General features: G+C 63.2%; 20 protein-coding genes. 8 read left to right on the top strand and 12 right to left on the bottom strand.

Annotated features, from left to right (window positions below; genetic code table 11):
* Nucleotides 1–4: 4 nt before the first annotated feature.
* Genes K1X41_RS14685 through K1X41_RS14675 form a run of 3 tightly spaced genes read right to left on the bottom strand, consistent with a single transcriptional unit; the run spans nt 5 to nt 2,857 of the window.
* Nucleotides 5–991: a PDR/VanB family oxidoreductase gene (locus K1X41_RS14685; protein ID WP_220174962.1), complete on the bottom strand. Its 987-nt coding sequence runs from the start codon at nt 989–991 to the stop codon at nt 5–7.
* Nucleotides 969–2,045: a Rieske 2Fe-2S domain-containing protein gene (locus K1X41_RS14680; RefSeq protein WP_132202617.1), complete on the bottom strand. Its 1,077-nt coding sequence runs from the start codon at nt 2,043–2,045 to the stop codon at nt 969–971. The genes K1X41_RS14685 and K1X41_RS14680 overlap by 23 nt, the downstream gene beginning before the upstream one ends.
* A gap of 41 nt (nt 2,046–2,086) precedes the next feature.
* Nucleotides 2,087–2,857, bottom strand: a complete 771-nt coding sequence (locus K1X41_RS14675; protein ID WP_220174961.1) for an SDR family NAD(P)-dependent oxidoreductase — start codon at nt 2,855–2,857, stop codon at nt 2,087–2,089.
* Between the two features lie 220 nt (nt 2,858–3,077).
* Between K1X41_RS14675 and K1X41_RS14670 the strand changes: the two genes are divergently transcribed.
* Complete coding sequence (locus tag K1X41_RS14670; RefSeq protein ID WP_132202613.1) at nt 3,078–3,569, top strand: Lrp/AsnC family transcriptional regulator; 492 nt, start codon at nt 3,078–3,080, stop codon at nt 3,567–3,569.
* A 63-nt stretch (nt 3,570–3,632) separates the two neighbouring features.
* Here the strand turns inward: K1X41_RS14670 and K1X41_RS14665 are convergent, their stop codons facing one another.
* Nucleotides 3,633–5,162, bottom strand: coding sequence for an APC family permease (locus tag K1X41_RS14665; RefSeq protein WP_220174960.1), 1,530 nt, complete (start codon nt 5,160–5,162; stop codon nt 3,633–3,635).
* Nucleotides 5,163–5,515: 353 nt separating this feature from the next.
* On the opposite strand from K1X41_RS14665, the gene K1X41_RS14660 reads away from it, so the two are divergent.
* Nucleotides 5,516–6,343 (top strand): polysaccharide deacetylase family protein, encoded by an 828-nt coding sequence (locus K1X41_RS14660; RefSeq protein WP_165875573.1) that lies wholly within the window; start codon nt 5,516–5,518, stop codon nt 6,341–6,343.
* Nucleotides 6,340–7,512 carry a C45 family autoproteolytic acyltransferase/hydolase gene (locus K1X41_RS14655; RefSeq protein ID WP_220174959.1) on the top strand — a complete coding sequence of 391 codons (1,173 nt, stop codon included), beginning with the start codon at nt 6,340–6,342 and terminating at the stop codon, nt 7,510–7,512. The genes K1X41_RS14660 and K1X41_RS14655 overlap by 4 nt, the downstream gene beginning before the upstream one ends.
* A gap of 47 nt (nt 7,513–7,559) precedes the next feature.
* Here K1X41_RS14655 and K1X41_RS14650 read toward each other — a convergent pair whose 3' ends face one another.
* Nucleotides 7,560–8,327, bottom strand: coding sequence for an SDR family NAD(P)-dependent oxidoreductase (locus tag K1X41_RS14650; protein ID WP_166644314.1), 768 nt, complete (start codon nt 8,325–8,327; stop codon nt 7,560–7,562).
* A 279-nt stretch (nt 8,328–8,606) separates the two neighbouring features.
* Between K1X41_RS14650 and K1X41_RS14645 the strand changes: the two genes are divergently transcribed.
* Nucleotides 8,607–10,403, top strand: a complete 1,797-nt coding sequence (locus tag K1X41_RS14645; protein ID WP_220174958.1) for an ABC transporter substrate-binding protein — start codon at nt 8,607–8,609, stop codon at nt 10,401–10,403.
* A 33-nt stretch (nt 10,404–10,436) separates the two neighbouring features.
* On the opposite strand, the gene K1X41_RS14640 is transcribed toward K1X41_RS14645, so the two are convergent.
* Together K1X41_RS14640 and K1X41_RS14635 are read right to left on the bottom strand one after the other, a co-directional pair.
* Nucleotides 10,437–10,883: a VOC family protein gene (locus K1X41_RS14640; protein WP_133616960.1), complete on the bottom strand. Its 447-nt coding sequence runs from the start codon at nt 10,881–10,883 to the stop codon at nt 10,437–10,439.
* A 112-nt stretch (nt 10,884–10,995) separates the two neighbouring features.
* Nucleotides 10,996–11,220: a hypothetical protein gene (locus K1X41_RS14635; protein ID WP_133616961.1), complete on the bottom strand. Its 225-nt coding sequence runs from the start codon at nt 11,218–11,220 to the stop codon at nt 10,996–10,998.
* A 154-nt stretch (nt 11,221–11,374) separates the two neighbouring features.
* Here K1X41_RS14635 and K1X41_RS14630 point away from each other — a divergent pair, with 154 nt between their 5' ends.
* Nucleotides 11,375–12,604, top strand: a complete 1,230-nt coding sequence (locus tag K1X41_RS14630) for an MFS transporter (RefSeq protein WP_132202599.1) — start codon at nt 11,375–11,377, stop codon at nt 12,602–12,604.
* A 136-nt stretch (nt 12,605–12,740) separates the two neighbouring features.
* Nucleotides 12,741–13,895, top strand: coding sequence for a DUF4349 domain-containing protein (locus tag K1X41_RS14625; RefSeq protein WP_220174957.1), 1,155 nt, complete (start codon nt 12,741–12,743; stop codon nt 13,893–13,895).
* Here K1X41_RS14625 and K1X41_RS14620 read toward each other — a convergent pair.
* From K1X41_RS14620 to K1X41_RS14610, 3 genes are all read right to left on the bottom strand, one after another.
* Nucleotides 13,892–15,253, bottom strand: a complete 1,362-nt coding sequence (locus tag K1X41_RS14620; protein WP_220174956.1) for a flavin monoamine oxidase family protein — start codon at nt 15,251–15,253, stop codon at nt 13,892–13,894. The two genes, K1X41_RS14625 and K1X41_RS14620, sit on opposite strands and share 4 nt — an antisense overlap.
* A 4-nt stretch (nt 15,254–15,257) precedes the next feature.
* Entirely contained in the window at nt 15,258–15,611 is a 354-nt protein-coding gene (locus K1X41_RS14615; RefSeq protein WP_220174955.1) for a putative antibiotic biosynthesis monooxygenase, read from the bottom strand.
* Between the two features lie 114 nt (nt 15,612–15,725).
* The gene (locus tag K1X41_RS14610) at nt 15,726–17,246 is read right to left on the bottom strand and encodes an APC family permease (RefSeq protein ID WP_220174954.1); all 1,521 of its coding nucleotides are present in this window, start codon (nt 17,244–17,246) and stop codon (nt 15,726–15,728) included.
* A 366-nt stretch (nt 17,247–17,612) separates the two neighbouring features.
* On the opposite strand from K1X41_RS14610, the gene K1X41_RS14605 reads away from it, so the two are divergent.
* Nucleotides 17,613–18,971, top strand: a complete 1,359-nt coding sequence (locus tag K1X41_RS14605) for an NAD-dependent succinate-semialdehyde dehydrogenase (protein WP_132202589.1) — start codon at nt 17,613–17,615, stop codon at nt 18,969–18,971.
* 271 nt (nt 18,972–19,242) lie between these two features.
* Here the strand turns inward: K1X41_RS14605 and K1X41_RS14600 are convergent, their stop codons facing one another.
* Both K1X41_RS14600 and K1X41_RS14595 read right to left on the bottom strand, forming a co-directional pair.
* Complete coding sequence (locus K1X41_RS14600; protein WP_220174953.1) at nt 19,243–20,430, bottom strand: CoA transferase; 1,188 nt, start codon at nt 20,428–20,430, stop codon at nt 19,243–19,245.
* A gap of 160 nt (nt 20,431–20,590) precedes the next feature.
* Entirely contained in the window at nt 20,591–22,495 is a 1,905-nt protein-coding gene (locus tag K1X41_RS14595; RefSeq protein ID WP_132202587.1) for an FAD-dependent monooxygenase, read from the bottom strand.
* 143 nt (nt 22,496–22,638) lie between these two features.
* Here K1X41_RS14595 and K1X41_RS14590 point away from each other — a divergent pair, with 143 nt between their 5' ends.
* A complete protein-coding gene (locus tag K1X41_RS14590) occupies nt 22,639–23,358 on the top strand; it encodes an IclR family transcriptional regulator (protein WP_132202585.1) in 720 nt (239 codons plus the stop codon).
* The last annotated feature ends 52 nt before the right edge of the window (nt 23,359–23,410 follow it).

Raw genomic sequence — 23,410 nt, 5'->3', positions numbered from 1 at the left:
TGAACTATCGCGCCAGCACAAGACCGGCAGAGCTCGCTCGTGAGACACAGATCATCATCACGTTTCCGGCTGCTCGCTCCGCCTCGGTCAGGATCGAGTCATGGTGCTCGATCTCGCCCGCGATCACCCGCGTCTCGCACGTGCCACAGATCCCCATCTCGCAGGAAGACGCGACAGCAACTCCCGCGGCACGGATGGCTTCCAGCACGGACGTTCCAGGGGTGACATCCACGGTGAGACCGCTTTCCGAGAGTTCCACACGGAAACTCTCCGTGCCCTCACGGAGCTGCACTGGGTCGGCAGAGAATCGCTCGAGCCGCAGTTCTGTGTGGCGGCCCTGCGCGCGCATTTCTGAGCCGAGCGCGTCCATCAGGGGGCCCGGCCCGCAGCAATAGACACTCTGTCCAGCTGAGTCGCGCACGATCTGCGACAGGTCCATGTGCCCAGCCGTATCCTGCGGCACATACGTGATCATGCCCCAGCTTGTCGCTGCAAGCGAGTCTAGTTCGGCGCGAAAGGCCAGGTGTGCCTCAGAACGTGCCCCATACACCAGCTTCCACGGTCGCCCTGCTGCGGCGACTTCCCGAATCATCGCGAGGATCGGTGTGATCCCAATACCGCCAGCGACGAACACATAGGCCGGAGCGGGCACGACTGGGAAATCGTTCCGGGGGATCCCCAGGCGAAGCTCCCCTCCCGCCGCCACTGCTCGGTGCATTTCGGCCGATCCGCCGCGGCCTTCACACACCTCGAGCACCGCGATTCGATACACCGATCGGTGCTCAGGATCGCCGCACAGGGAGTACTGCCGGATCTTCCCCGATGGCAGATGGACATCGACGTGCGCCCCGGGAGTCCACTCGGGAAGTTCGCTGCCATCGGCGGCACTGAATTCGAACGATCGGATCCCTGGCGCGATCTCCTGCACCGCAGTCACACGCAGCAACTGGGTCGGAACTGTGAGCGTACTACTCAGCAGTGTCGCGGGCACGGAGCGTCTCCTCGGTTCGTCGGGCGAGGTCGAGGAATGCCCGACGATAGTTCAACGTAAACACGTCTGCGGGGGCGGAGAACTCTTCGATCTCAGCGTCCCACGGCACCTCACGAGGGTGAATGTTCTCCACGATCGGAATATCTTCGAGATACACCATCTCCTCAAGGCGAAGGTTCTCCTCAATCGGGGCTCCCGTGAACTCCGTTGCATTCGCGACGCCCCAGAAGATCTTGACGTGTTCGAAAGAAATCGGGCTGGGGAACCCGGCGACCACTCGGCGCCCGAGTTTCGCATAGTCGTAGGTGATCGATGAGAGTCCTGGGGCGACACAGTGGTACTGCATTTCGCAGTCCCCGTCCCCTGCCCACTCGCCAGTTCCAGCATTGAGCGGGCGGAACATCCAGACGTGGCTCCCCTCGCGGCTGACCTGCAACGGTTCGACCACTTCAGGAGTTGGCCCCATCGACACTTGGTGCACGAACGGAAAGTGGGCGACGTCTCGGAAATTCTCAACGGTGACTGCGACACCTACCGGAGAGTCCAACGGGTCTGCCTGCAACCAGGTGAATTCTTCGCGTTCCCACTCTGGCAGCCGGTACAGGGGCTCGATGGGCTCCTCCAGTGCAGTCCAGATCAGACCGTACCGCTCCTCGACGGGAAACACCTGCAGCTTCGCCTTGGGCGGGATCTTCGACTGATCCTCAATCGAGGGGACGCGTACGCACAATCCATCGCCGCTTGCGTACTGCCAGCCGTGGTACGGGCAGCCGATCGATGCGTCGTGGACTTTGCCGAGAGACAAGTCTGCGCCACGGTGCGGGCAGCGCCGAGAGGCCACGGAGGCCCGCCCCTGTCCATCTCGATAGACCACGAGCTGGCTCCCCAAAAGCGTGGCAGGTTGCGGTGTTCCGCCTGGGGTCAGATCCGCGGATCGTGCGACAGGGAACCAGCTGTGACGCATGGCCTGTTCGATCAGTTCACGATTGCTCTTTTGCGTGGCCGAGGTGGCGGCCTCCGTCGTCGGCACCGACGCAGGAATAGTGAGAGACATGAGGGACCTTTCTGTCCAGAATCGATTGAGAATATGGCGAGTTAGATTCCGACGCGCAGGGCGCCGCCGTTCACCGAAAGCGTTTGACCGGTGAGGAACCCCGCGCCGTCCGACGCGAGAAATGCGACAGTCTCAGCGATCTCCTCAGGCCGACCCAAGCGGCCCAGCGGCACCGACGCCACTTCAACGTCGTAGTATTCGTCAGGAATCATGCGGGTGTGGATCGAACCCGGTGCGACCGCGTTCACGAGGATCCCGTCAGGCAGCAACGCCGCGGCGAGTGCTTTCATCAGGCCGAGCTGGGCCGATTTTGACACCATGTAGCCAAACGAGTGCCCGTCAGGTACCTGGCCCCACGTTGACGAGATGATGATCACGCGGCCGTTCCTGCTCGCGCGAAGCGGGTCAAGGAGTCCGCGAGTGATCGCGTACGGAGCCTTCACGTTGACCGCGTAGTACCGATCGAGGGCATCCGGCGGGGTGTCTTCGAGCGTCTGCCAGTCGTGCATAATTCCGGCGTTGTGCACCAGAATGTCGAGCACGGGAGCGCCACGCCTGCTACCACCCAGCGCATCTTTGAGTGCACCGGCGGCGTCCTCAGCCGTCACATCGAGCACGAGGCCTGACACTTCAGCGCCGTCGACGCTGAGCGCCTGCGCAGTAGCGAGAACTTCTTCGTCGCGATCTGCGATGAGCACACGGGCGCCACGGGCGGCGAGTGCGGCGGCGTGCGCAGCTCCCATGCCCCGCGCGCCTCCTGTGACGATCGCGTTGCGTCCGCTGAGGTCGCTCATCGGGTGTCGTCCAGTCATGGTCTCTCCTTCAACTTCGTTGTTCTCAGGCTCCACCTGGAGGCACTGTGCGCCCGCGGCTAGTGGAGTGGCAGATCTCACCGTACATATGCGCAAAGCACAAATCAAGTGGGAAATTAGCTGCGCATTGCGCAGTTTCAATTCGGTAATAGTTCAGTTTTGCGCATTATTTGGGGATTCTCGATGCGCAGAACAGTCTCGCGAATGTAGGGTTATTGGCATGACTCAGCACTCGATTGACGACCTCGACCGCGCAATCATCCGCGAACTCGAGGCAGACGGGCGTCGCGCACTGCGCGAGGTAGCGCGCACCGTCGGCACTTCGGAGGCGACCGTCCGGGCCCGCGTCAAACGTTTGCGCGAACTGAACCTCCTTCGCATCATTGCCTTCGCAGACCCGCGGGAAATTGGAGGCTTAGATCTTGCGCTTGTTGCCATCAAAGTTGAGCCCGCACGACACGCAGACGTGGTGGCTGCACTCGTCGCCATGGAAGACACCAGCTACGTCTCAACACTCCTCGGTGAGACCGACATCTCCTGCGAGATCCAGTCCCGAGACAATCAACACCTCTGGGAAATCTTGCACCAGCAGATCGCGACGATTGCCGGCGTCGTTTCGCTGACGTCACAACCGATCCTTGCCGTGCACAAACTGGGATACCAGCATCCCGTCACGCCCGCGCCGGGCACAGCTGCAGGCACAGACATCTGATTCGAGCACTGTGGGGCCGCGATCATTCACATGATTGCGGCCCCACGACTCTGCTGTGCCCCGCTACTCAGCGCGCGGAGGCGCCGAGGACACTTCCGACGGGAACAGGCTTCCAACGGCCTCCGGGTCTCGTTCGCCGCGGTCTTCCGCGGTCAAGGGCTCTGGATCACGCCACACAAACTTCTTGCGATCCTGCACCACGCGTCTGATGTAAAACAGGACGAGCGAGAGTGCGAGCACAAAGACCGCAATTATGATCTCCCGCGGCCCTCCGTAGCCGGTGATCTCGCCACTCGCGAGACCGATCACGAAGAGCACGACATCGATCCCCAACAAGACCGAGGCGATGACAACCCAGATCCTCGACAGCTTCACTGGCCGATGCCGTTTGGGGCGATCCTTCCGCAGCAGCAGAAACCCGGAGAGAGCGAGGATGTGACACAGGATGTACCCGGTGATTCCTGCAGTGACAATCGCGAGTGCGCCGCAGACAAAAAAGATGAGAAAGATGTTGAAGATGAGGTCGAGCGTCGAGGCACGAGCCGGCATGCCAAACCGGTTGGTGACACCCAGCTGCTTGATCGTCAACCCGCTGCGGGCGCTCCCCTCAAGTACGCGCCCGGTGTCCGCATACGTCATAAGCATCATCAGCAGGAGCCCAGCGATCAGGCACACAGTCACGATGAGGCTGCCCCCTGGCATGAGCTTGTCGAAGAGACCCAGATAGAACGCCACAGGATCCGCAATGACGTCCTCCCGCTTGGCAAGTCCGCCAACTCCAAGTGGCACCAGGATGAACACAAAAAGCACGAAGATACCCGAGACCCGAAGTGCGCGCCGCGTATCGGAGACAGGTTTCTTGTATTCGGGGGTGAAGGAGGACACTGCTTCCACCCCGAACACCGTCCATGCAAGCACGAACGCCCACGCGATGAATGTCTGCCAACCGGGGAATCCGCTGTCGCCGAGCGCCCACTGCAAGTTGTTGATATCCCACTCCCCGCTGAAGAACGGGGCAAGGGCGAATACGAGTACCGGCACCAGGAGAATGGCGCCAGTGACATACATCACCCACATCGCAAGCCGCAGTCCGACCACATTGAGCGCCCAGCCAACGATCATCACGCCCAAGCCCACGATATGCGGGAACCCGACATCGGCGAGCCCCGTTGAGAAGCTCCAGGTTTGGTCCGGGAACCACTGCGCTTGAGCAAGATAGCCGATCTGCAATCCATATACTCCGAGTGAGCTTGACCAGGCGAACCAGTAGCCGAAGGCAGCGAGCGGGCCGACGATCGTGGAACGCCGACGCCACGCTTCATTCGCGTACGCGGCGATGCCACCGACCATGCGCGGGAACATCGTGGCGACTTCCGAGTAAATGAAGTTTTGCAGGCAGGCAATCGTGGCAACTGTGGCGAGGATCACGAGCGCGGTCCATCCACCAATCGCCCCGATTGCAGCGCCCATCCCGATAAACAGCGCGGCCGGGATGGCAAGACTGATGGTGAAGCCGTCCCACCATCGTAGGTTGGGCTCTCGTTCCTCGCCCGCAATGGGAGGCGCGGCCTCCTGTTCAAGATGTTTGGTCACGTCGTCGTCTCCTCGCAGATCTTTCGGGCCCGCGCCATTCGCAAGCCAGCGCCGCAACACCGAAGAACACATCATCGTGTCCTGAAAGATCGACGGTGCAAAACGCGGAGTCATTCGGTGTGGGCGCGTTGATGATCCAAACACGGTTTGAGCTTGATATCGATCCGCAGAATTGCGTATACGCCGAGATGCATTCGGAGCGCTGGAGCCGTGTTGGCGCGGGCCACACCGCAGAATCGTGCCACCCAAGGGAAAGATACGTCAAACGACGCATGCGGCGCACGCTCCGATATCCAGACACTGGTGGAAAGGCGAGAGCGCCCGGTTTCCACCGCAACGAGCAGGAGCACACGATGACCACGTGGCCCGAGGGGCGCCGTCACGCGGCGACTTTCTCTTTCGATTTTGACGCCGAAGAACTTTGGATCGGCGAGAACCCCGCGAATGCACACGCGCCGGGTGTCCTCTCGCAAGCACGATACGGGCCCGAAGTGGGGATTCCCTTGATCCTGCAGTTGCTGCGCAAGCACAGCGTCACCGCCACGTTCTACGTGCCAGGGAAAGATGCCCTGCGGCATCCCAACGCGGTGCGTGCCATCGTTGCAGACGGGCACGAGGTGGCACACCACGGGCACTCACACACGAATCCGACGCAGCTCACTCACGCAGAGGAACGAGCTGAGCTGCTTGCCGGGCTCGACGCGCTGAGGTCTTTCAACATCGAGGTGTCCGGATACCGTTCACCTTCGTGGGAGTTCACACCATACACGCTCGACCTCCTCTCGGAAGCAGGGCTCAGCTACAGTTCAAACCTGCTCGATCACATCCTCCCGTACCAGCATTCGGCTCACGACCTCATCGAGGTTCCTGTGTCCTGGATCCTCGATGATGCACCTCATTTCTGGTTCGCCAACGACACGTGGGAGAAGACCATTCGCTCACCCCGTGAAGTGCTTGACGTGTGGCTTCCTGAGATTGATGGCATCGCTGCTCTCGGCGGACACGCAATGCTCACGTTCCATCCTTTTCTGGTGGGACGACCATCCCGACTCAAGTTCCTCGACACCGTGCTCGCACACGTCGTGCGCTCAGGAGCGTGGATTGCACCGACCAGGGACGTTGCAGCGCATACTCGGGCACACGGACCGTTCGCACTCGTCACCGAGGGATTCCCCCGGTGAGCCCGGTTGCACCCCCGCCTCGCTACCCGAGGTACCGGGTCAGCGGCGACGCCGCCACGCGTTCGCACCAGTACGGAGCACTCGCTCGCACAGAAATCCAACGCACTCGCGCGGGATATGAACGTGCATTTGCTGCGAAGGGAGTGCGGTGGGAAGACGCCGTCGAGTATGCAATGGGTTTTGTACCTGCGATCGAACAGTACTTCCCAGAACTTCTTACCGAGCTCCGTGGGATCGCTGACGGATCAGGGGTCTCGTTCGCTGACGTTGTCACCATGAATTGCCGGACGGAGGTGCTCTGGCGCGCAGGGGTCACGAGGGCCGCGAACGTCGCGGCGGCGGCTGGGGTATCCCTCGGTCTGCGCGGCGAGTGTAGCGGCTTCGCCCTCGAGCCTGATCGGACCGAGATCGGCCGCGTCCTCGTTGGCCAGAACTGGGATTGGTTGGAGACTCTCGCCGACGGCGTGATCGTCCTCGAAGTCGAGCGGCCGGAGGCGCCCAACTTTGTCACGATCGTGGAGGCCGGTCTCCTCGCAAAGATGACGATGAACCAGGCCGGTATGGCCGTTTCCCTAAACACCATGGTGAGCTCGCTCGACGGCGGGGTGCACGGTGTCCCCTTCCACGTGCTCGTGCGCGCTCTCGCCGATGCGGAAACGGTGTCCGACGTCGTGGACATCGTCGCATCAGTTCCGCGTGCCGCCTCAGGCAACTTCATTGTTGGAGGAGAACAGGGCGCGATCCTCACCGTTGAAACCGCTCCTGGCGATACCCGCACGGTGCGCCCCATTTCCGCGACCCGGGGGGTGGCGCTCCACACGAACCATTTCGTGCATCAACCACTCAGCGGATTCGACCTCGCGGTCGCCCACATGTCAGACAGCTTCGTTCGATACGGCAGACTCGAGCGCCGGATCAGTCATGCAGCGGACCCCCTCACCATCTCCGCCCTCCAGTTGGCGCTTGCCGACCACGCTGATGCCCCGAACGCCGTGTGCTGCCACCCAGATCGGCGCGCAGACCCGGCGGCCCGCTGGGCAACTTTGGCTGCCGTGATCATGGATCCAGCAGCCCGCACCCTTCATTTTGCAGAGGGAACGCCCTGCGCTACGGCATGGTCCGAGCACGATTACTCGGAATTGCTCGGGCGCGCAGCGCAGCGGAGATGACGATGACGTCACCCCCGCTGCTGCCGGTTCGGAGTTCCCGCGAAGAATTACAACCCGGCGATCATCGTCCCGCCGTTCGGTGAGATCACCTGTCCGACGATGAACTTCGCGTCGTCACTCGCGAGGAACGCCACCAGCTTGCTGATTTCCTCTGGCGCGGCCATGTACCCGATCGGAATGGGGTACTCCTGCATCTCCCACTCGGGATCCGGAATCATGCGCGTCGCGATCGACCCAGGCGTAATTGCGTTGACCACAATTCCCTGCGGCGCCAGTTCGAGCGCAAGGTTTCGTGCCATCGCCATGTTGGCGGCCTTTGCTGCGACGTAACCGTAGGAGTGTCCGACTGCGAGCTGCGCCCAAAAGGAGGAGATCACAATGATGCGTGCCGCTGGACTCTGCTGCAGCCACGGCAGTGCAGCGCGAGCGGTGTGCAGTAGCCCATAGGCGTTGATCGCGAGCTGACGCTGGAATTCGGCGTCGTCCGTGTCGGCGATCCCCGTGAAGTCATTGACGATGCCCGCATTGCTGACGAGGATATCGAGCCTCCCCCATTCCGCCCCGGTGCGCGCGACTGCGGCCTCCACGGCGGCCCGGTCAGTAACGTCGACGCCGTATGCCGAGGCATGTCCTCCAGCGTTCCGGATCTCGGCCGCAACACTTTCTGCTTCGGCGAGATCAAGATCCAGCACGGCCACCCGTGCTCCGCGCTGCGCAAGTTCGATGGCGTGTGCGCGGCCCATGCCCCGGCCGGCGCCAGTAATGAGAGCGACTCTTCCGTCGAGTCTGCCCCCGGTTGCTGCAGTGTCGTTCATCGTAGCTTCCCTTCGTGTGGCCAAGTTCAGACAGCGTGGTGGGTGCTGGCTGCCGCGAGCGAATTCCATGTGCGGGGAGCGCGGTGAACGCCGACCCAAATATTGACGTTACGGAGCTTCACCGCCTTCGACTATCGGCACTTTGACGTAACTTCCGCGTACCGTCACGGTGCAGCAACTCCCGGCGTGCACCGCAGGCTAAGGTGAGGTACACATATTCTCTTCCGCACTCTTCGGAACGAGTTTGCACGGGTGGATGTTTGAGCGTGAGAGGTCCGCATGGCAGCTGAACCAGCACGCGCATTTCGCGTACTTCTTCCCGCCGATAGCAGCGTGCCGTTTCGGGACCGTGTCGGCCCACTCCTCGCAGAGGCCATCGCGACCACGGACCTCCTGAACTACGCGCGACGACTGTGGCAGACACCGCACAACCGGATTCGTTTCCTCCTGGAGCTTCCACGTTCACGGCGCTGGCTCGAAGTCGCGATTACGGCAGAGTACGCCGCGGGTACACCGGTGACGCTCATCGAAGGAGAAATCGCGGAACTCCCGCATCGCCTCACGACACGCGAGATTGAAGTGCTGACGCTTGTCGCTGCCGGGCACTCGAATCCGGCAATTGCTGATGCGTTATTCACCAGCCCGCGCACCGTCTCTACTCAGGTCGAGACGGTGCGCGGAAAGCTCGGAGCAATCAGCCGGACTGCTGCAGGGGTACTCGCTGTGCAGCAGGGGTGGCTACGCCTCCCCATGCCAGTCTCCTCGAACTCACTTGGCACGCTCGACATCGCCGGCCTCATGCGCGAAGAAGATCCGCACACAGCGACAGGAACCCCGCAGGGGCGGCCCGCAGCGGCGCCCAAGCGCCCGCATGCGATTCGGCTGGGGCTCGTCCATCCGCAGCATGGTCCCGCGCAAGACGACGGGAATCAGTCCCGTCGCGGGGCGCTTCTCGCAATCAGCGAAGTCAATCGAGACGGTGGGATCCGCGGTCGCCCGCTGGAACCCGTCGTCGTCGATGCAGACATCTATTCGACCGCAGGAATCGACGCAACATTTACGGAATTGCGAGCGCGCGAGGTGCACGCTGCGCTCATGAGCTATGTGTTCGACGAGGCGACGGCCTTTCAGAACGCCGCACGACTCGGGGTTCCGGTGCTCCACACCATGACGTCAAGCCGACATCTTCACGCTGTCCGCTCTGACCCTGAACGGTACCGAGCACTGTTCCAGTGTGTTCCTCCGGAGAGCAACTACGGCCCCGGCCTGCTGCGGTTTCTTGGTGAACTGGAACCGCATGTGCTGGACACACGATCAGGTTCACCGAAGTTGTCGATCCGATTTATCGAAACCACCGCGGACAGCGGCCAGATTGCAGACGACAACACGCTTGATCAGTTGCGCAACCGGGAGTGGACGGTGCAGAGCGTGGATTCGCTCCTCCTCGAAGCTGACATCGTGGAAGACCTCGCCGCCGACATTCTCGTGGACCCGCCCACTGTGCTCGTGGTGTCCGAGTTCCTCCCCTCGGTACTCGCGACGCTGCTCCTGAAGTTGCACGAGGCGAAGTGTCCCTCGGTCATCTATACAATCTACGCACCCTCTGTCCCTGAGTTTGTGACGGAAATGGGAGAGGCGGCTGAGGGCGTCGTATGGGCAACCGTGTCGGGGACGTATAGCGATCCGTTCGGTGCCGAGTTTCGTGCGTCATATCTCGAGGCCTATGGAGATGCGCCGGGGCTCTCGCAGGCCGGGCTCGCCTACGACATGGTGCACATCATTGCCGCAGCGTGGCAGCGTTCGACGGATCCCAGCGACATCGCCGGCACCCTTGATGCACTGCGCAGTACTCGATATCGCGGGGTCAACGGAAGCTACAATTTCGCTTCCGGGCTGCAGTCCACTATCGCATACCCCGAAGAGACGAATGACCCCTCGCTCGGCAATGCGCAACTCATTTTTCAGGTGCAGGACGGGGCCCACCGTTGCCTCGGCCCAGATCCCTACACCGAGACGGAATTTCGTTGGCCGGTGCAGATACAGTCCGCCACACACACTGGCGAGGCCGCCCAGTAGTGGTCGGCCCCGCCAGCGGTGCTGCGCGTCCTGTTAGGCGTCGCGTAGCGCCTGCGCAGTGTGCGGTTCAGTGACATAGATCATGTTGCCGTCTGGGTCGTAGAAGGGCCGGTACCGGTACCACACGCCGGAAGGATGGTGCCATGGGGTGACGTCATCGTGCACCCAGTCAACCTTGCCGTCGAGCGCGGCGATCGCCTCATCGAGGTCCGCCACCTCGAATGCGAACGAATCAAGCCCCACCGGATCTTCGAGGTTCACCGACGACCGGCGGAACACTGATCCGGCTGCGGTCGTGTGGAAGATATACAGCACGACATTGCCAAAGTCGATTCCCGCCCACTGCTCTTCAGGCAGGTCCGACGCCTCATAGGGGAGGAAGAACGGCAGTCCGAGTGTGCCGTGGTAGAAGTCAACAAGTCGCGGCACGTCATTCGTGAGAATGTCCATATTGTCCATGCGCTTGAGCTGCAACGCCATTGTGTATTCCTATCTGCTCGTGAGCTACCGACATCCCGGTCTTCCCGGTGATAGCAACGCTAGCGAGCCGGCGCGCAGCCCTGCATCAGTACTTTGACGTAGCAGTACCGTGCTACACCGCCTCGTCAGCCTCTCGCGTATCCGGATCCCCATCGACTTCCTCAGCCGTCTCCGTGCGGCGGGCAGTGTCCGGTGATTCTTCCTGCCACAGCTCTTCGAGGTCAGCCGACAGTTCGGCGTCCTGGTCTGCAACGTCCGCGGCCGTCGGAGTCGCTTCAGGCTCCTCCGCCGCAGAGCCGGGGGTTTCAGAAATTGCTGGGTTCACGACGTCGCTCATGCTCTCACGCTAGCCCCCGAGCAACGACCACTTCAACCGCTCGTGCAACTGCAGATGGCCAGCACCACGAATTCCGCGGCACAGCGCACTTCTGCCCCGCGATTCCGCGGCAGAACGCTCGCGTGCCGAGCGATTTCGGTCATATACTCGTCTGATGGGCATTTATCGGGAGCTGGGGAAAAACCCTGGTGTATTTCGGGTTTTGGTATCGCAGCTCATGGCCCGATTCCCGTTCGGGATGCTCTCGATTATTCTGCTGCTGCATATCCAGCAGGCCTATGGCGACTACACCTCCGCTGGGCTGGTACTCGCTACCCAGAGCGTGGGTCAGGCGGTCTCTGGGCCGATGAGCAGTCGGCTCATGGGCCGACTCGGCATGCGGCCGGTTCTGGCGGTGACCTCGATCGTCTGTGCAGCGCTGCTCGTCACGATCGCCGTCGTGCACCTCCCGCTCTACATTGTTGCCGGCCTCGCCCTCCTGATCGGCCTCACCACTCCTCCAGTCACGCCAGCCGTGCGCACCCTGTACCCGAAGCTCGTTCCGAGCAAGCAGCTCTCAGCGCTGTTCTCACTTGACGCTGCAGCGCAGGAACTGATCTGGGTGCTTGGCCCTGTGGTCGCGGTCTTTGTGACGACACAGTTCGGCACGACCGTTGGCCTCACCGTCGCCGCGGGGTTCATGCTCCTTGGCGGCGCATGGTTCATCCTGAGCCCCGCGGTCGGGCAGGTGAAGCTGCCCCCGTCACGTCGCGGCTTTGGAGCAGTGCTGCGGCATCCCACAGTCGTCATTTCCACGGTCGTCGGCTTCTTCTTTGTGGCTTCGTTCGCGGCGATTGAGGCGGGGATCGTTGCCGCCTTCGCCGGGAATGCCGGGGGCAACGGCCACGGCAGCATGGAATCCGGGATCGTCCTGGCGCTTTTCGCTGGCGGGTCCCTCGTTGGCGGTCTGCTCATCGGCCACCGCGAAATGCGCCCATCATCACTGCTGATTCGAGTGCTTGTGGTGCTCGCCGGCACCGCGGCCTGTCTCGTGAGCCTGAACATCTGGTGGCTGGGTACCGTGCTCTTCCTCGGTGGCCTCGGCACCGCTCCCGCGTTCGCCGCGGTTTCCAGCATTGTCAGCGCGACCGTGAAGTTTTCCGAAACTGCCGAGGCATTTGGCTGGGTGGGCACTGGCCAGCTCGTTGGAGTCGCCACCGGATCAGCCCTTGCCGGCGTGGCAATCGACATCGCTGGCGCCCATGGCGCAATTGTCGTGTCCACGGCGCTGCTGCTGATCTGCGCTGTGGTCGCAGCAGGAACGATTCGCTGGATCCCTGACCTCCGCGGCCGCTCTATTGAGCCACCGCCCGAGACCGGCACCGTCACGATCCCGCTGAACTGAGCGCTCGGCGGACGCCGAACGACGAACGCCGAGGCATGCCACGGTGCGGAGTCGCTCGGTAACAATCCACTCACCCACAGCCAAGGTGGAGGATCTCCTCGGTGATTCTGCCGCCCTCGCACACTATGGTGTGAGCATGAATCGTCGTCGCACACTCGCCCTCGCCGCCACTGGAGTGCTGTTGCTCGCTCCGCTCTCGGCCTGCGCCGCTCAACAGAGCAGTTCCGGGTCGCTGCCGGAAGCCGGCGGCGTGGTATCCGACGTCCCCGGTGTCACTCCCCTCACCGATCAGGCCGTTGACGGCGCCGCAGAGGCACACACTGGAGCGCCCATCGACCGCTCAATCGTGCGCTCTGGCGAACTCTCCGTCACTGTCGATGACATCGCCGCCGCAAGCGATCGCGTGGCCACCATTGCAATTGATCTCAACGGTTCGGTCGAATCGCAGTTCTCCCAGGAAGCATCGTCACAGAGCCCGGCCAACGCATCTCTGACCGTGCGTGTGCCGTCGGATCAGCTCGAGGAGGCATTCACCCGGTTGAGCGAGGTGGGTGACGTCGTATCGCAGAGCCGTTCCGCCGCCGATGTCACAACGGAGCACGTCGACCTCCAAGCGCGCGTCGCCGCGCTGGAGACCTCAATCACACGACTCCAAACACTCATGGAGAGTGCAACCTCGACGAGCGATCTCCTGGAGGCTGAGTCAGCGCTTTCAGCGCGGCAACAGGAGCTCGATGGCCTGCAAGCGCAGCTCACCGCGCTTGAGGGGCAGGTCGACGAGGCGACGATCTGGGTGTCACTCACCACACCGAGCGTGCTGCCCGGCGGTGGGCCGACGTCGTTCTGGGACGGATTGGTCGCCGGTGTCACCTCCATGGGCGTCGCGCTCTCAGGCGGGATTGTGCTGCTCGGCATTCTGCTCCCGTGGCTGGTATTGGGCGCGCTCATTGCCGCTGCAGTGATCTGGATCGTGCGCAGCACGAAGCGGCGGCGGGTGCGGCGCGCAACTGCTGCGGCGACGGCGTCTGCGTCGGCCGCCGTAGCCGAGGTGCACGGCCCGGATCAAGATCCAGCACAGGGTGCCGCCGAACTCCACTCTCCCGGCCAGGCGGGGCAAGATCTCGATCCGCCCGTGCACAGTCCGGGGCAGTCTGAGCACAGTCCGGCGCTGCCCGCAAAGCCGTCAGACCAGTCCGCACAGGTCTCGGATCAGTCCGGACAGCCGTCAGATCAGTCCGCACAGAATCGAACTCAGCCGGGGTGGCCGAGGGACGCGAATCCTCAGTCTTAAGCCGAGGCAGGGAGCGGGTCGCTCAGACTCGCGATCGGCACCGCGTGATTCAGGATCCGTTCGGCCGCACGGTGCCCGGAGCAAAGCGCAGCCGTGATCGTCGCTGGATCATCCTGCCAGGTCGCCTCGCCGGCGAGGTGCAGCACGTCGCCGATCGGAGTCGCGAGCAGTTCATGGTCTGCGGGCACCGATCCAACGGTCATATACGCGTATGATCCGCGGGACCAGGGATCATCTTGCCAGTGCGTAAGATGTGCGGCGATCGGATCGGGAACCGCATCACCGTAGATCTCACGCAGCGCGGTGAGCACCGAGTCCACCACGCGCGCGTCGTCCCACTCGCGGATCTCCCGCGCGCAGGGGCCTGCAGCGAAGGTCAGCAGGGTGGGTTCACCGTGTAGCGCGGTGAGGTCATACCAGGAGTGCCACCAGGCACCAGCATCGCCCTGCCGGCGAACCGCAGAGACAGCGCCTTCCCAGAACCGTGTGGGAAAGCGCAGAAACACTTTCTCAAAGGCGTTCATCTCGAGCCGCTCGAGGGCCCCGGCCACGGGTTCCGGAAGTGGCGGAGTGATGACAAACTCGCTGGATTTCAAGACGCCGACCGGCACGGTAACCACCGCGCGAGCACCCGCGAAGGTGCGCTGCCCCGCGGTCACTGTGGCTCCACCTGAGCCCCATTCCACCCGCGACACCGGAGTGGCGAGCCGGATATCGAGGCCCGCAGCAAGACCGAACGCGAGTCGGTCGTATCCGTCGGGGAAGACGACCTCTTCCCCATCGGTCTCATCGTCGTCAAGTCCGTGCGCATCAAGCTCTGAGATCCACACCCCGTACTGTTCCTCAGTACGGTGCCGCAAATACTCACGTACTCGATCGGCGCGACCCGCAGCCCAGGCCAGCCTGGTCAGCGTCACCTCGACGGCGTCCTCGTAGGAGGAGTTGGGAGCGATCTGCGCGACGGTCTGGGCCAGGTGGGTGTCGAACTCAGCGATGTCGGCGATGAATGCAGCGGCGGCCTCGTCGCTCAGGCGCTGAGCGTCTGGCCCGTAATACGCGACCGGCCGCCCGCCCGCCTGGAAACTTCCCATCGTGAACTCGACGTCGCGCATGCCGAATGCCTGTGTCACCTGGTGCACTGGGCTGTCGGTGATGCCATGGATCCAGGACGCCCCGAGATCAGTGACCCGCCCCTGCTCCCGCTCGCTGTGGAGCCGGCCGCCAATCCGATCCCGCGCTTCCAACACCACAACACGCTGGCCAGCTGCAGTCAGTGCTCTTGCCGCCGCGAGGCCCGAGACCCCCGCCCCCACGACAATCGTGTCGAACCACTCACGGGAGGCGTCTGCGCTACTCATATCTTCAGGATACGCGGCTCGCTGACCCGTCTGCGTCCGCCGCGCCAGTGCGCTGCTGCCCCGCCTGAGGCGGCGCTGCGAGTTGGTCCAACGCTTCGCGCAGACAGCGCTCGTGCTGCACACGGTCGGGGTGCCTCGTCAGCCATGGCCGTAGCAGTCTGGTGACAAGAGGCATCATTACGCAGGTCATGACCGGCGCTATCACGCTCACCAGGATGAGCGATCGCGCAGGCAATGCGACCGCACCCCACCACGGAAGCGCGGCGATTGCCCACGAGACCAGGATGTTGACCGGCAGCATGCCCGCCCACACTGCACACACCTGCTTCCACCGTGGAGTTGCCGTTCCGCTTCGCATGTTCACAGTTCAGCATCCGAGCGTGACGCCTCCATTTCCAGGGCTGACCCCCGCCGTAACGAGCGAATGACAGTTCGGTTTCCTGCATCTCGTGGCGGGATCCGTGCGCGTCGCCTACTCGTCGGGGACGAGCACTTCGGTATCGCGGTTGAGGCTCTCACCGCGGAAGAACGGTCGCGAATTGGGCCGGAGCCACCACAGCCCCATGAACACAAAGCCGATCAGGATTGCGCCAACGCCGATCACGAATGCTCCTCCGATTCCGAGCAGCACTGTTTCGCCGTAGTCGCGCGCCCACATGTCGATTGCAGACTGCACGAACGCGTAACCGAGCATGAGGCCACCGAGGACCGGGAATATGCCGCGGAACCACAGGTTGCGCGCGCTGTCTCGCAACGTGCCACGGAAGTACCACACGCACGCGAACGAGGTGATTGCATAGTACAGCGCGACCGCGAGACCCATTGATGTGAGCGAATCCGCGAGCATATCTTCGGACAAGAGCGACATGCCTACGTAGTAGACGATTGCTGCGATCCCCATTACGGTCGTGGAAAACCAGGGGGTCTTGAACTTGGGGTGCAGCTCAGCGAACTTCGCTGGAAGCGCGCGATACACGGCCATCGACAGTGTTCCGCGCGCGGTGGGCAGGATCGTCGTCTGCGTTGAGGACGCCGCCGAGAGCAGCACGCCGAGGATCAAGAACCACCCCCACGGCCCGAACAGGGCGCCGCCGAGCACGGTGAAGACGTCGTCGAGGTTCTCCGCGTTCGTGAGCCCGAAGCCGGAGTCGCCAAAGCCTGCGAACATCATCACAGCGACGGAGACGCCGACATACAGCACGATGAGGATGACGATGCTGGAGAGCGCGGCCCGGCCAGGAGTCGTGCGAGGGTTCTTCGTTTCTTCGTTCAGGGCAAGACAGGTGTCCCAGCCCCAGTAGATAAACAGCGCGAGCAGCACCGCCTGCATGAATCCGCCCCATGAGGTGAGCTCGGCCGGATTAAACCAGTTCCAGTCAAAGGCAACAGATCCCGCATGTGCAGCACCATCGGCATTCATCAACGCGAGCACCCCGAACAGGACCATCGCCACGATCTGGATCCCCACGAGGACCATTTGCAGCCGCTCTCCAAGCTGCACGCCGATCGTGCTGATGAACGTCATGATCGCCATGAAGATGACCGAGGTCCCGATGACGATCGCGCGGTTGCTCGCAAACTCCTCATTTCCGAGCAATAGCCAGAAGTACTGGCCGGTGATCTCACCGACGTTCGCGAGCACCATGATCGAGGCCACGGCAACGGCCCAGCCGCCGACCCACCCGGTAATGGGCCCGAACGCCTTGGTGCCCCAGACAAACGTCGTGCCGCAGTCGGGAATCTCGCGGTTGAGCTCCTGATACGCAAACGCTGCGAACACCATTGGGATGCAGGCCACGATAAACACGAGCGGCGCTTGCGCACCGACCGCGAGGATCACGTAGCCGAGCGTCGCGGCGAGTGAGTACAGCGGCGCAGTCGAGGCAAGCCCGATCATTGTGGAGCCAACGACGCCGAGGGCGCCCTCGTTCAGTCCTTTGCCAACGTGAATGTGACCGGTCTCGGTCGCGTTCGGCAGCGTGTGCTTCGTCATGTCGGTACTTCTCTCGATTCCGGCGTCTTCGCCGAGCGCATCATTACGTCTTCAATCGCATGGCTCAATGTCATTGTCATGCACGATGACATTCTGCCTCATTTTCCTCGCAACGCACACTCTTCCCGCGGCGCGCACGCCTGGAATAACTTCACAGACACTCAGGAAATACTCTGCTCAATCTGTCGAAATCAAGGAAATCAACTGATTTCGCAACAAAATGCGCCATACAGGGGCGGAATCAGTGGCATAGATGCCCTGGATCCCAACGAATTCGGTGCGCGCCGAGGTAGTGTCCTGAACCGCGGTGTGGGACACTGGGAGACGTCACTATCCCCGACGAAGTCACTAAGGAGTGAGTCATTTATGGGCACGTTTGCCGTAATTAACCCGGCTACGGGCGAGACCGTCGCCGAGTACCCCGATGCGACCACGGAGGAGATCGAGGCCTCACTGGCCGCGGCCCAGCAGGCATACACGGATTGGGCTCGTACGACCACGGTCGCCGAGCGCGCTGCTCTTGCCCAGCGGGCAGCCGAGCTCTTCGAAGAGCGCAAGGACGAACTCGCCGCAATCATTGTGCGCGAGATGGGCAAGCCCCTCGACCAGTCGATCGGCGAGGTCGAATTCTCCGGCGCCATCACGGCCGCCTTCGCCAAGAACGCTGAGAAGTGGCTGGCCGACGAGGAGCTTGAGGTCGAAGACGGCCTGAAGTCGTTCTTCCGCTTCCAGGGCACGGGCGTCATCCTCGGCATCATGCCGTGGAACTTCCCGTACTACCAGGTCGCACGCTTCGCCGTCCCGAACCTGATCCTCGGCAACACCATCGTGCTGAAGCACGCTGCGCAGTGCCCCGAGTCGGCTCTCGCGCTCGAGCAGCTGTTTCTTGATGCAGGCTTCCCCAAGGGCGCCTACGTCAACGTCTTCGCGACGCACGACCAGATCTCGGACATCATCGCCGACGATCGTGTCCAGGGAGTTTCCCTGACGGGCTCAGAGCGCGCAGGCGCCATCGTCGCTGAGCAGGCCGGCCGCGCACTCAAGAAGTGCGTGCTCGAGCTGGGCGGCTCCGACGTATTCCTGGTGCTCGACACGGACGATCTTGATCACGCCGTTGAGCACGCGGTCGCTGGCCGCATGGACAACACCGGTCAGGCCTGCAACGGCTCCAAGCGTATTGTCGTCATGGACAAGTACTTCGACGAGTTCGCTGAGAAGTTCAAGGCAGCCATCGCGGGCCAGTCATACGAGGGTGGGGACTTCGGTCCGCTCTCCTCCGCAGCGGCCACGAAGACACTCACCGCACAGGTGCAGGATGCCATTTCCCAGGGCGCTGAGGTACTCGTTGGCGACAGCACACCGAAGGGCAATGTCTTCACCCCGACGGTGCTGACCAACATCACCCCGGCAATGGATGTGTACAGCCAGGAGCTCTTCGGCCCGGTTGCGCAGCTCTACAAGGTCTCGAGCGACGAAGAGGCGATCTCCCTCGCCAACTCCTCGCCCTACGGCCTCGGCTCCGTCGTGATCTGCGACGATCTGGACCGCGCTGAGCGCGTCGGCAACCAGCTCGACGTCGGCATGGTCTTCATCGGCGGCGCAGGCCTTGAAGGCGCCGACGTGCCCTTCGGTGGCGTCAAGAAGTCGGGCTACGGTCGTGAGCTCGGCAAGGGCGGCATGCTGGAGTTCGCGAACAAGAAGCTGTTCCGTTTCGCAGCGAAGTAAGCTCTCCGCGCGGTAGTCGCCGCGCACGAACAGTTCGGGCCCGGATCCGCTTGGATTCGGGCCCGAGCTGCGTGTTAGCTCTGCTCCCAGCGGGGCATGTCGCCACCCAGCTCGCGGGCGGGGCGGGGCGGGCGCAGCGCCACACCTTCGACCCCAACGGGCGGCAGCAAGCGCCTCGCCGGCCCCCAACTCGTGTGTTCAACAGCTGGCGCAAGATCACCGTCGTCCTCTGGCCGCAACAGCGTCGACGGGAGCGCGGCCCCGCCAGCTGTCAACAGCCGAGCTGTGCGTGCGAGCGAGAGCGCGGCCCGGCTCCCCTGCCGGAGCGCAGCCTCGTTTCGAGCGCGCGGACAGCAGCGTGCGCCATCAGATAGCCCGTGGCATGATCAAGCGCCTGCACCGGAAGCGGAGTGGGCCGCTCCCGGCCGAGCACGCGCATCCCTGCGTCTGCGATACCGGCACTCATCTGCACGATGCTGTCGAACCCTCTGCGGCCGGCAAGCGGCCCAGTCCAGCCGTAGGCGTCGAGGCAGATCTCAATCAGCCCGGGGCGGATCCCCTCACGGGTTGCACGGTCCAGGCCGAGCCCTGCGAGTGCGCCAGGACGGTACCCGTGTACGAGCACGTCTGCCTCGGCGAGTAACGCACGCAGGCGCTCACGATCGCCGATTTCTCGCAGATCAAGCCGCACAGATCGCTTCCCCAGCATCACCTCGGGCACGATGCCAGGCTCGTCCCACCACGGCGGATCGACGCGGAGCACATCAGCGCCGAGACTGGCGAGAAAGCGCGTCGCGATCGGTCCGGCGAGCACACGGGTGAGATCCAGGACCCGGAGCCCGGCAAGCGGCTGCTCCGGGTTGAGCCGCAGCTCCCCTGCCGCGGTGCCACCCGTATCTTCCCACCTGATGAGCTGCTCAGCTGCAACACTGCGCCCCTGCTCGCTCGCCTCCCACTCCGCCAACGATTGCATCGCGGCGGCACAGCCGCCAGCCTGCACGACAGCGGTCTCCAGCTCTGCAGCACTCCAGCCGAGCACCGCAGCGGCAATTTGCTCTCGCTCCGGAGGCGCTCCGAGCACACTGAGCGCGGCAGCCCGATGATCTGGGGCGTTCGTGTGCAACCGGATCCAGCCGTCGGCTGCCTGGTAGTCCCCCGCTACGGCGTCCCACGGAGGCGGCGGCTGCCAGCCATCTGGCCGCAGCGAGCTGCCACACCACATGGAAGCCAGTCGGCGGTCCACTGTCACCGGGCGGAGCTCTGATCCGGCAGTGGCGAGCAGCTCACTCACCGCCACACCAGCGGCAGCCAACACCGCGGTCACGAGCTCCGTCACCGGGAATACTGCGGGCACACTCCCCGATCCAGCAATTCTGACTTCGGGCACCGGCTCGTCCCCGAGAATCTCCGCCAGCATGTGCGCGATCGTCTCAGAGCTTTGATTCACAGCCACCGTCATGGCCCACCGCCTTCACTGTGTCACTCAGCACGTCTGTCGTGGCTCTCGACTCTACGGGCGATGCGCGATCTGCGAAACTGCAATCTCACAGCGCCGCGGGCGGTGCTGGAATTGGATCCAGCACCGCCCGCGGAATCACGCCTGAGCGCGGCCTTGCGCGCTAGCGTGCGAGAAAGATCGGCTCAAAAAAGCTTGCGAGCGCAGCAGGGTCGCTCAGCGGCAGCACGGCTGCGACGTAGTGGTCTGGACGCACCACGACTACTGCGCCGTCGCGGCTGATCCCGCGCTCCTCAAAAATGTCGGTCTCCGGTTTCGCGGCGTAGATCTTTTCGTAGTCGACCAACTGGAACGGCCCGGTCAGCGGGAGGAACAGCTTCGACACATCCATAATGTCGACGGCATGGTGCTCTTGCTGGAACACAGCCTTGACATCAAAGATCGAGTCGAGGTCGCCGCCCAGCGGCGTGAAGCGCTGGAGCGGAGACTCCGTGTTTGCGAGCAACCACTCGGCCCATTCAGCGAGCTGTGTCCCTGCGGCGTCTGCGAAGGCGTAGATCCGGAAGCGGCCGTCGGCGCGGTGGTGATGACCCAGGTGCACATCGACAGCATCCGCCACACGCGTGGTCTCCACTGACTTGAAGCGCTTCCCCAGTGGGAAGCCCGTGGCGAGCTCCTGGTGCGCCGCATTGCCCGTCAGCATCGACTCGGTGTACTCGGTCATGAAGCCGGCTGGGAACTCCGCCGTGCGCACGTAGAAATCCGCGAGCTCGCCCGGAGAGTCAAACTCTTCCGGCTTCTTCGCCATGAGCGTCGACCACTCGCGATCAAAGTCAATCAGGTTCTTCGCGGTGACGCGGCGCTCATCGGAATACGTCTGCAACAGCGATTCCGGGCTGCGCCCCTCGAGCACGTAGCCAAGCTTCCAGCCGAGGTTCCAGCCGTCTTGCATGGAGACGTTCATGCCCTGGCCCGCTTTGGCGCTGTGCGTGTGGCAGGCGTCGCCCATCAAGAACACCCGAGACTTGCCGTCGGGCGACGTCTCGGCGTCGTCGAAGCGATCGGTAAGCCGGTGCGCCACCTCGTAGACGCTGTGCCAGGCGACATTCCGCACATCAAGCGTGTACGGGTGCATAATCGCGTTCGCCTGCGCGATGACATCTTCGAGCGGCGTATTGCGGACTTTGCCGCGGTCATGCTCGTCGGTCTCACCGAGGTCGACATAGATCCGCGCCAGGTGGTTGCCCTCGCGCGGGATATGCAGGATGCTCCCCGCCTCCGAGTGGATGATGCACTTCTTGCGGATATCCGGAAAATCAGTGACCGACAGCACGTCCATGACCCCCCAGGCGTGCATCGACGTGGATCCGGAGAGGGACCCCCCGATCGAGCGGCGCACCCGGGAGCTCGCACCGTCCGCGCCGATCACATACTTCGCGTGCACCACGACGGTGTCACCCGAGATCGCATCGGCGGCGGTGGCGGCGTTGAGACCGGCTCCGGTCTGCCCGGTGACCTTGCGCAGCGTCACCGCGACGGGGTACTCCCCTTCGCCAACGGCGAGGTCGACGAACTCGTAGCCGTAGTCAATATTGCCGCGTGCGGGTGCGCGCCGTGCGTACTCAGCGAAGTAGTCGATCACGCGCGCCTGGTTCACGATCAGGTGCGGAAACTCGCTGATCCCCTGCGGATCATCCGGGGTGACTCCGCTGCGCACGATGTTCTTCGGGTTCGCGGGATCCGGAGACCAGAAGCTCGTCTCCGTGATCTGGTACGCCTCATCAATGATGGATCGTGCGAAGCCAAATGCCTGAAATGTCTCGACACTGCGCGCCTGAATGCCGTCGGCCTGCCCCAGCACGAGCCTCCCGTCGCGGCGCTCGACGACGCGAGTGACGACGTTCGGGAACTGCGCGAGCTGCGCGGCAGCGACGATGCCCGCCGGGCCCGATCCGACAATCAGCACGTCGATTTCGGCGGGAAGCTCTTCGGGTCGATCCAGTCCAACTCCCGCGGCCGGCTGGACGCGTGGATCGGTGGAAACATATCCGTAGTGGTGGAACTGCACTGTTTCTCCTCACTCTGCCGAGCCCTTTTGCTCAGCCGCGTTCACTATATGAACACGAAGTTTGAATATCGCACATTCAGGATAAACCGCGGCGCGCGTTCGCACAACATCTTCTGCCCCCAGCATCCGCCAGAATGGACACCATGACCCCGACTAGAGAGAGCACCGGCCCAACGGCCGGTTCACAGACGCTGTCGCGCGGGCTCCGCGCGCTCGAAATTCTCGCCGAGGCCGAGACACCCATGACCATCACCGAACTCGCGGACGGGCTCGGCGTGCACCGTTCAAATGCATATCGAATCCTGCGCACTCTGGAGCAGCACCGCTTCGTCGCCCGCGATCCAGCCGGCAGGATACGTCTCGGGCCCAAGCTCACCGTGCTCGCGCGCGGCGTCGCGCCGATCCTGCACACCGCAGCCATGCACCCCGTCTCCGAACTCGCTTATGAGCTCGGCATGACCGCGTTCATCACGGTGCTCGACGCCGATGAAGTAGTGACCCTGGTATCCGTTGAACCCTCAAATGTCTCAGCGACGATCGCGCGCAACCCCGGCGTGCGCCATCCCGTGGATCGCGGCGCACCAGGGCACGCAATCGAGTCGTCACTCACTCCGGCCGAACGAATCGCTGCCTTCGGCGAGGCCACACTCAGCGAGGCCGCACGCACAGCGCAGCGCGACGGCTACGCGGTGAGCCGCAACGAAGTCATCGACGGGGTGACCGCGATCGCGGTGCCGCTCCGCCTCGAAGGCGAACCTCCAGCAGCCGTCGCGGTCGTGCATTTCAACCTGCCCGAGTCCATCGATGCAGTGGTCGCCGCGCTCCAGCAGACCGCCGAACGGATCGCGGAAAACTATCGCTGACCCGGTTCGCCTCCAGGGTGTTGAGTTCCACTAAGATAAAACCGTCCAGCCC

This window comes from Leucobacter luti, assembly GCF_019464495.1.
GTDB classification, from domain to species: Bacteria; Actinomycetota; Actinomycetes; order Actinomycetales; family Microbacteriaceae; genus Leucobacter; species Leucobacter luti_A.
Note: the sequence above shows the minus strand (reverse complement) of the source record. Positions and strands in the feature narration are given on the sequence as shown.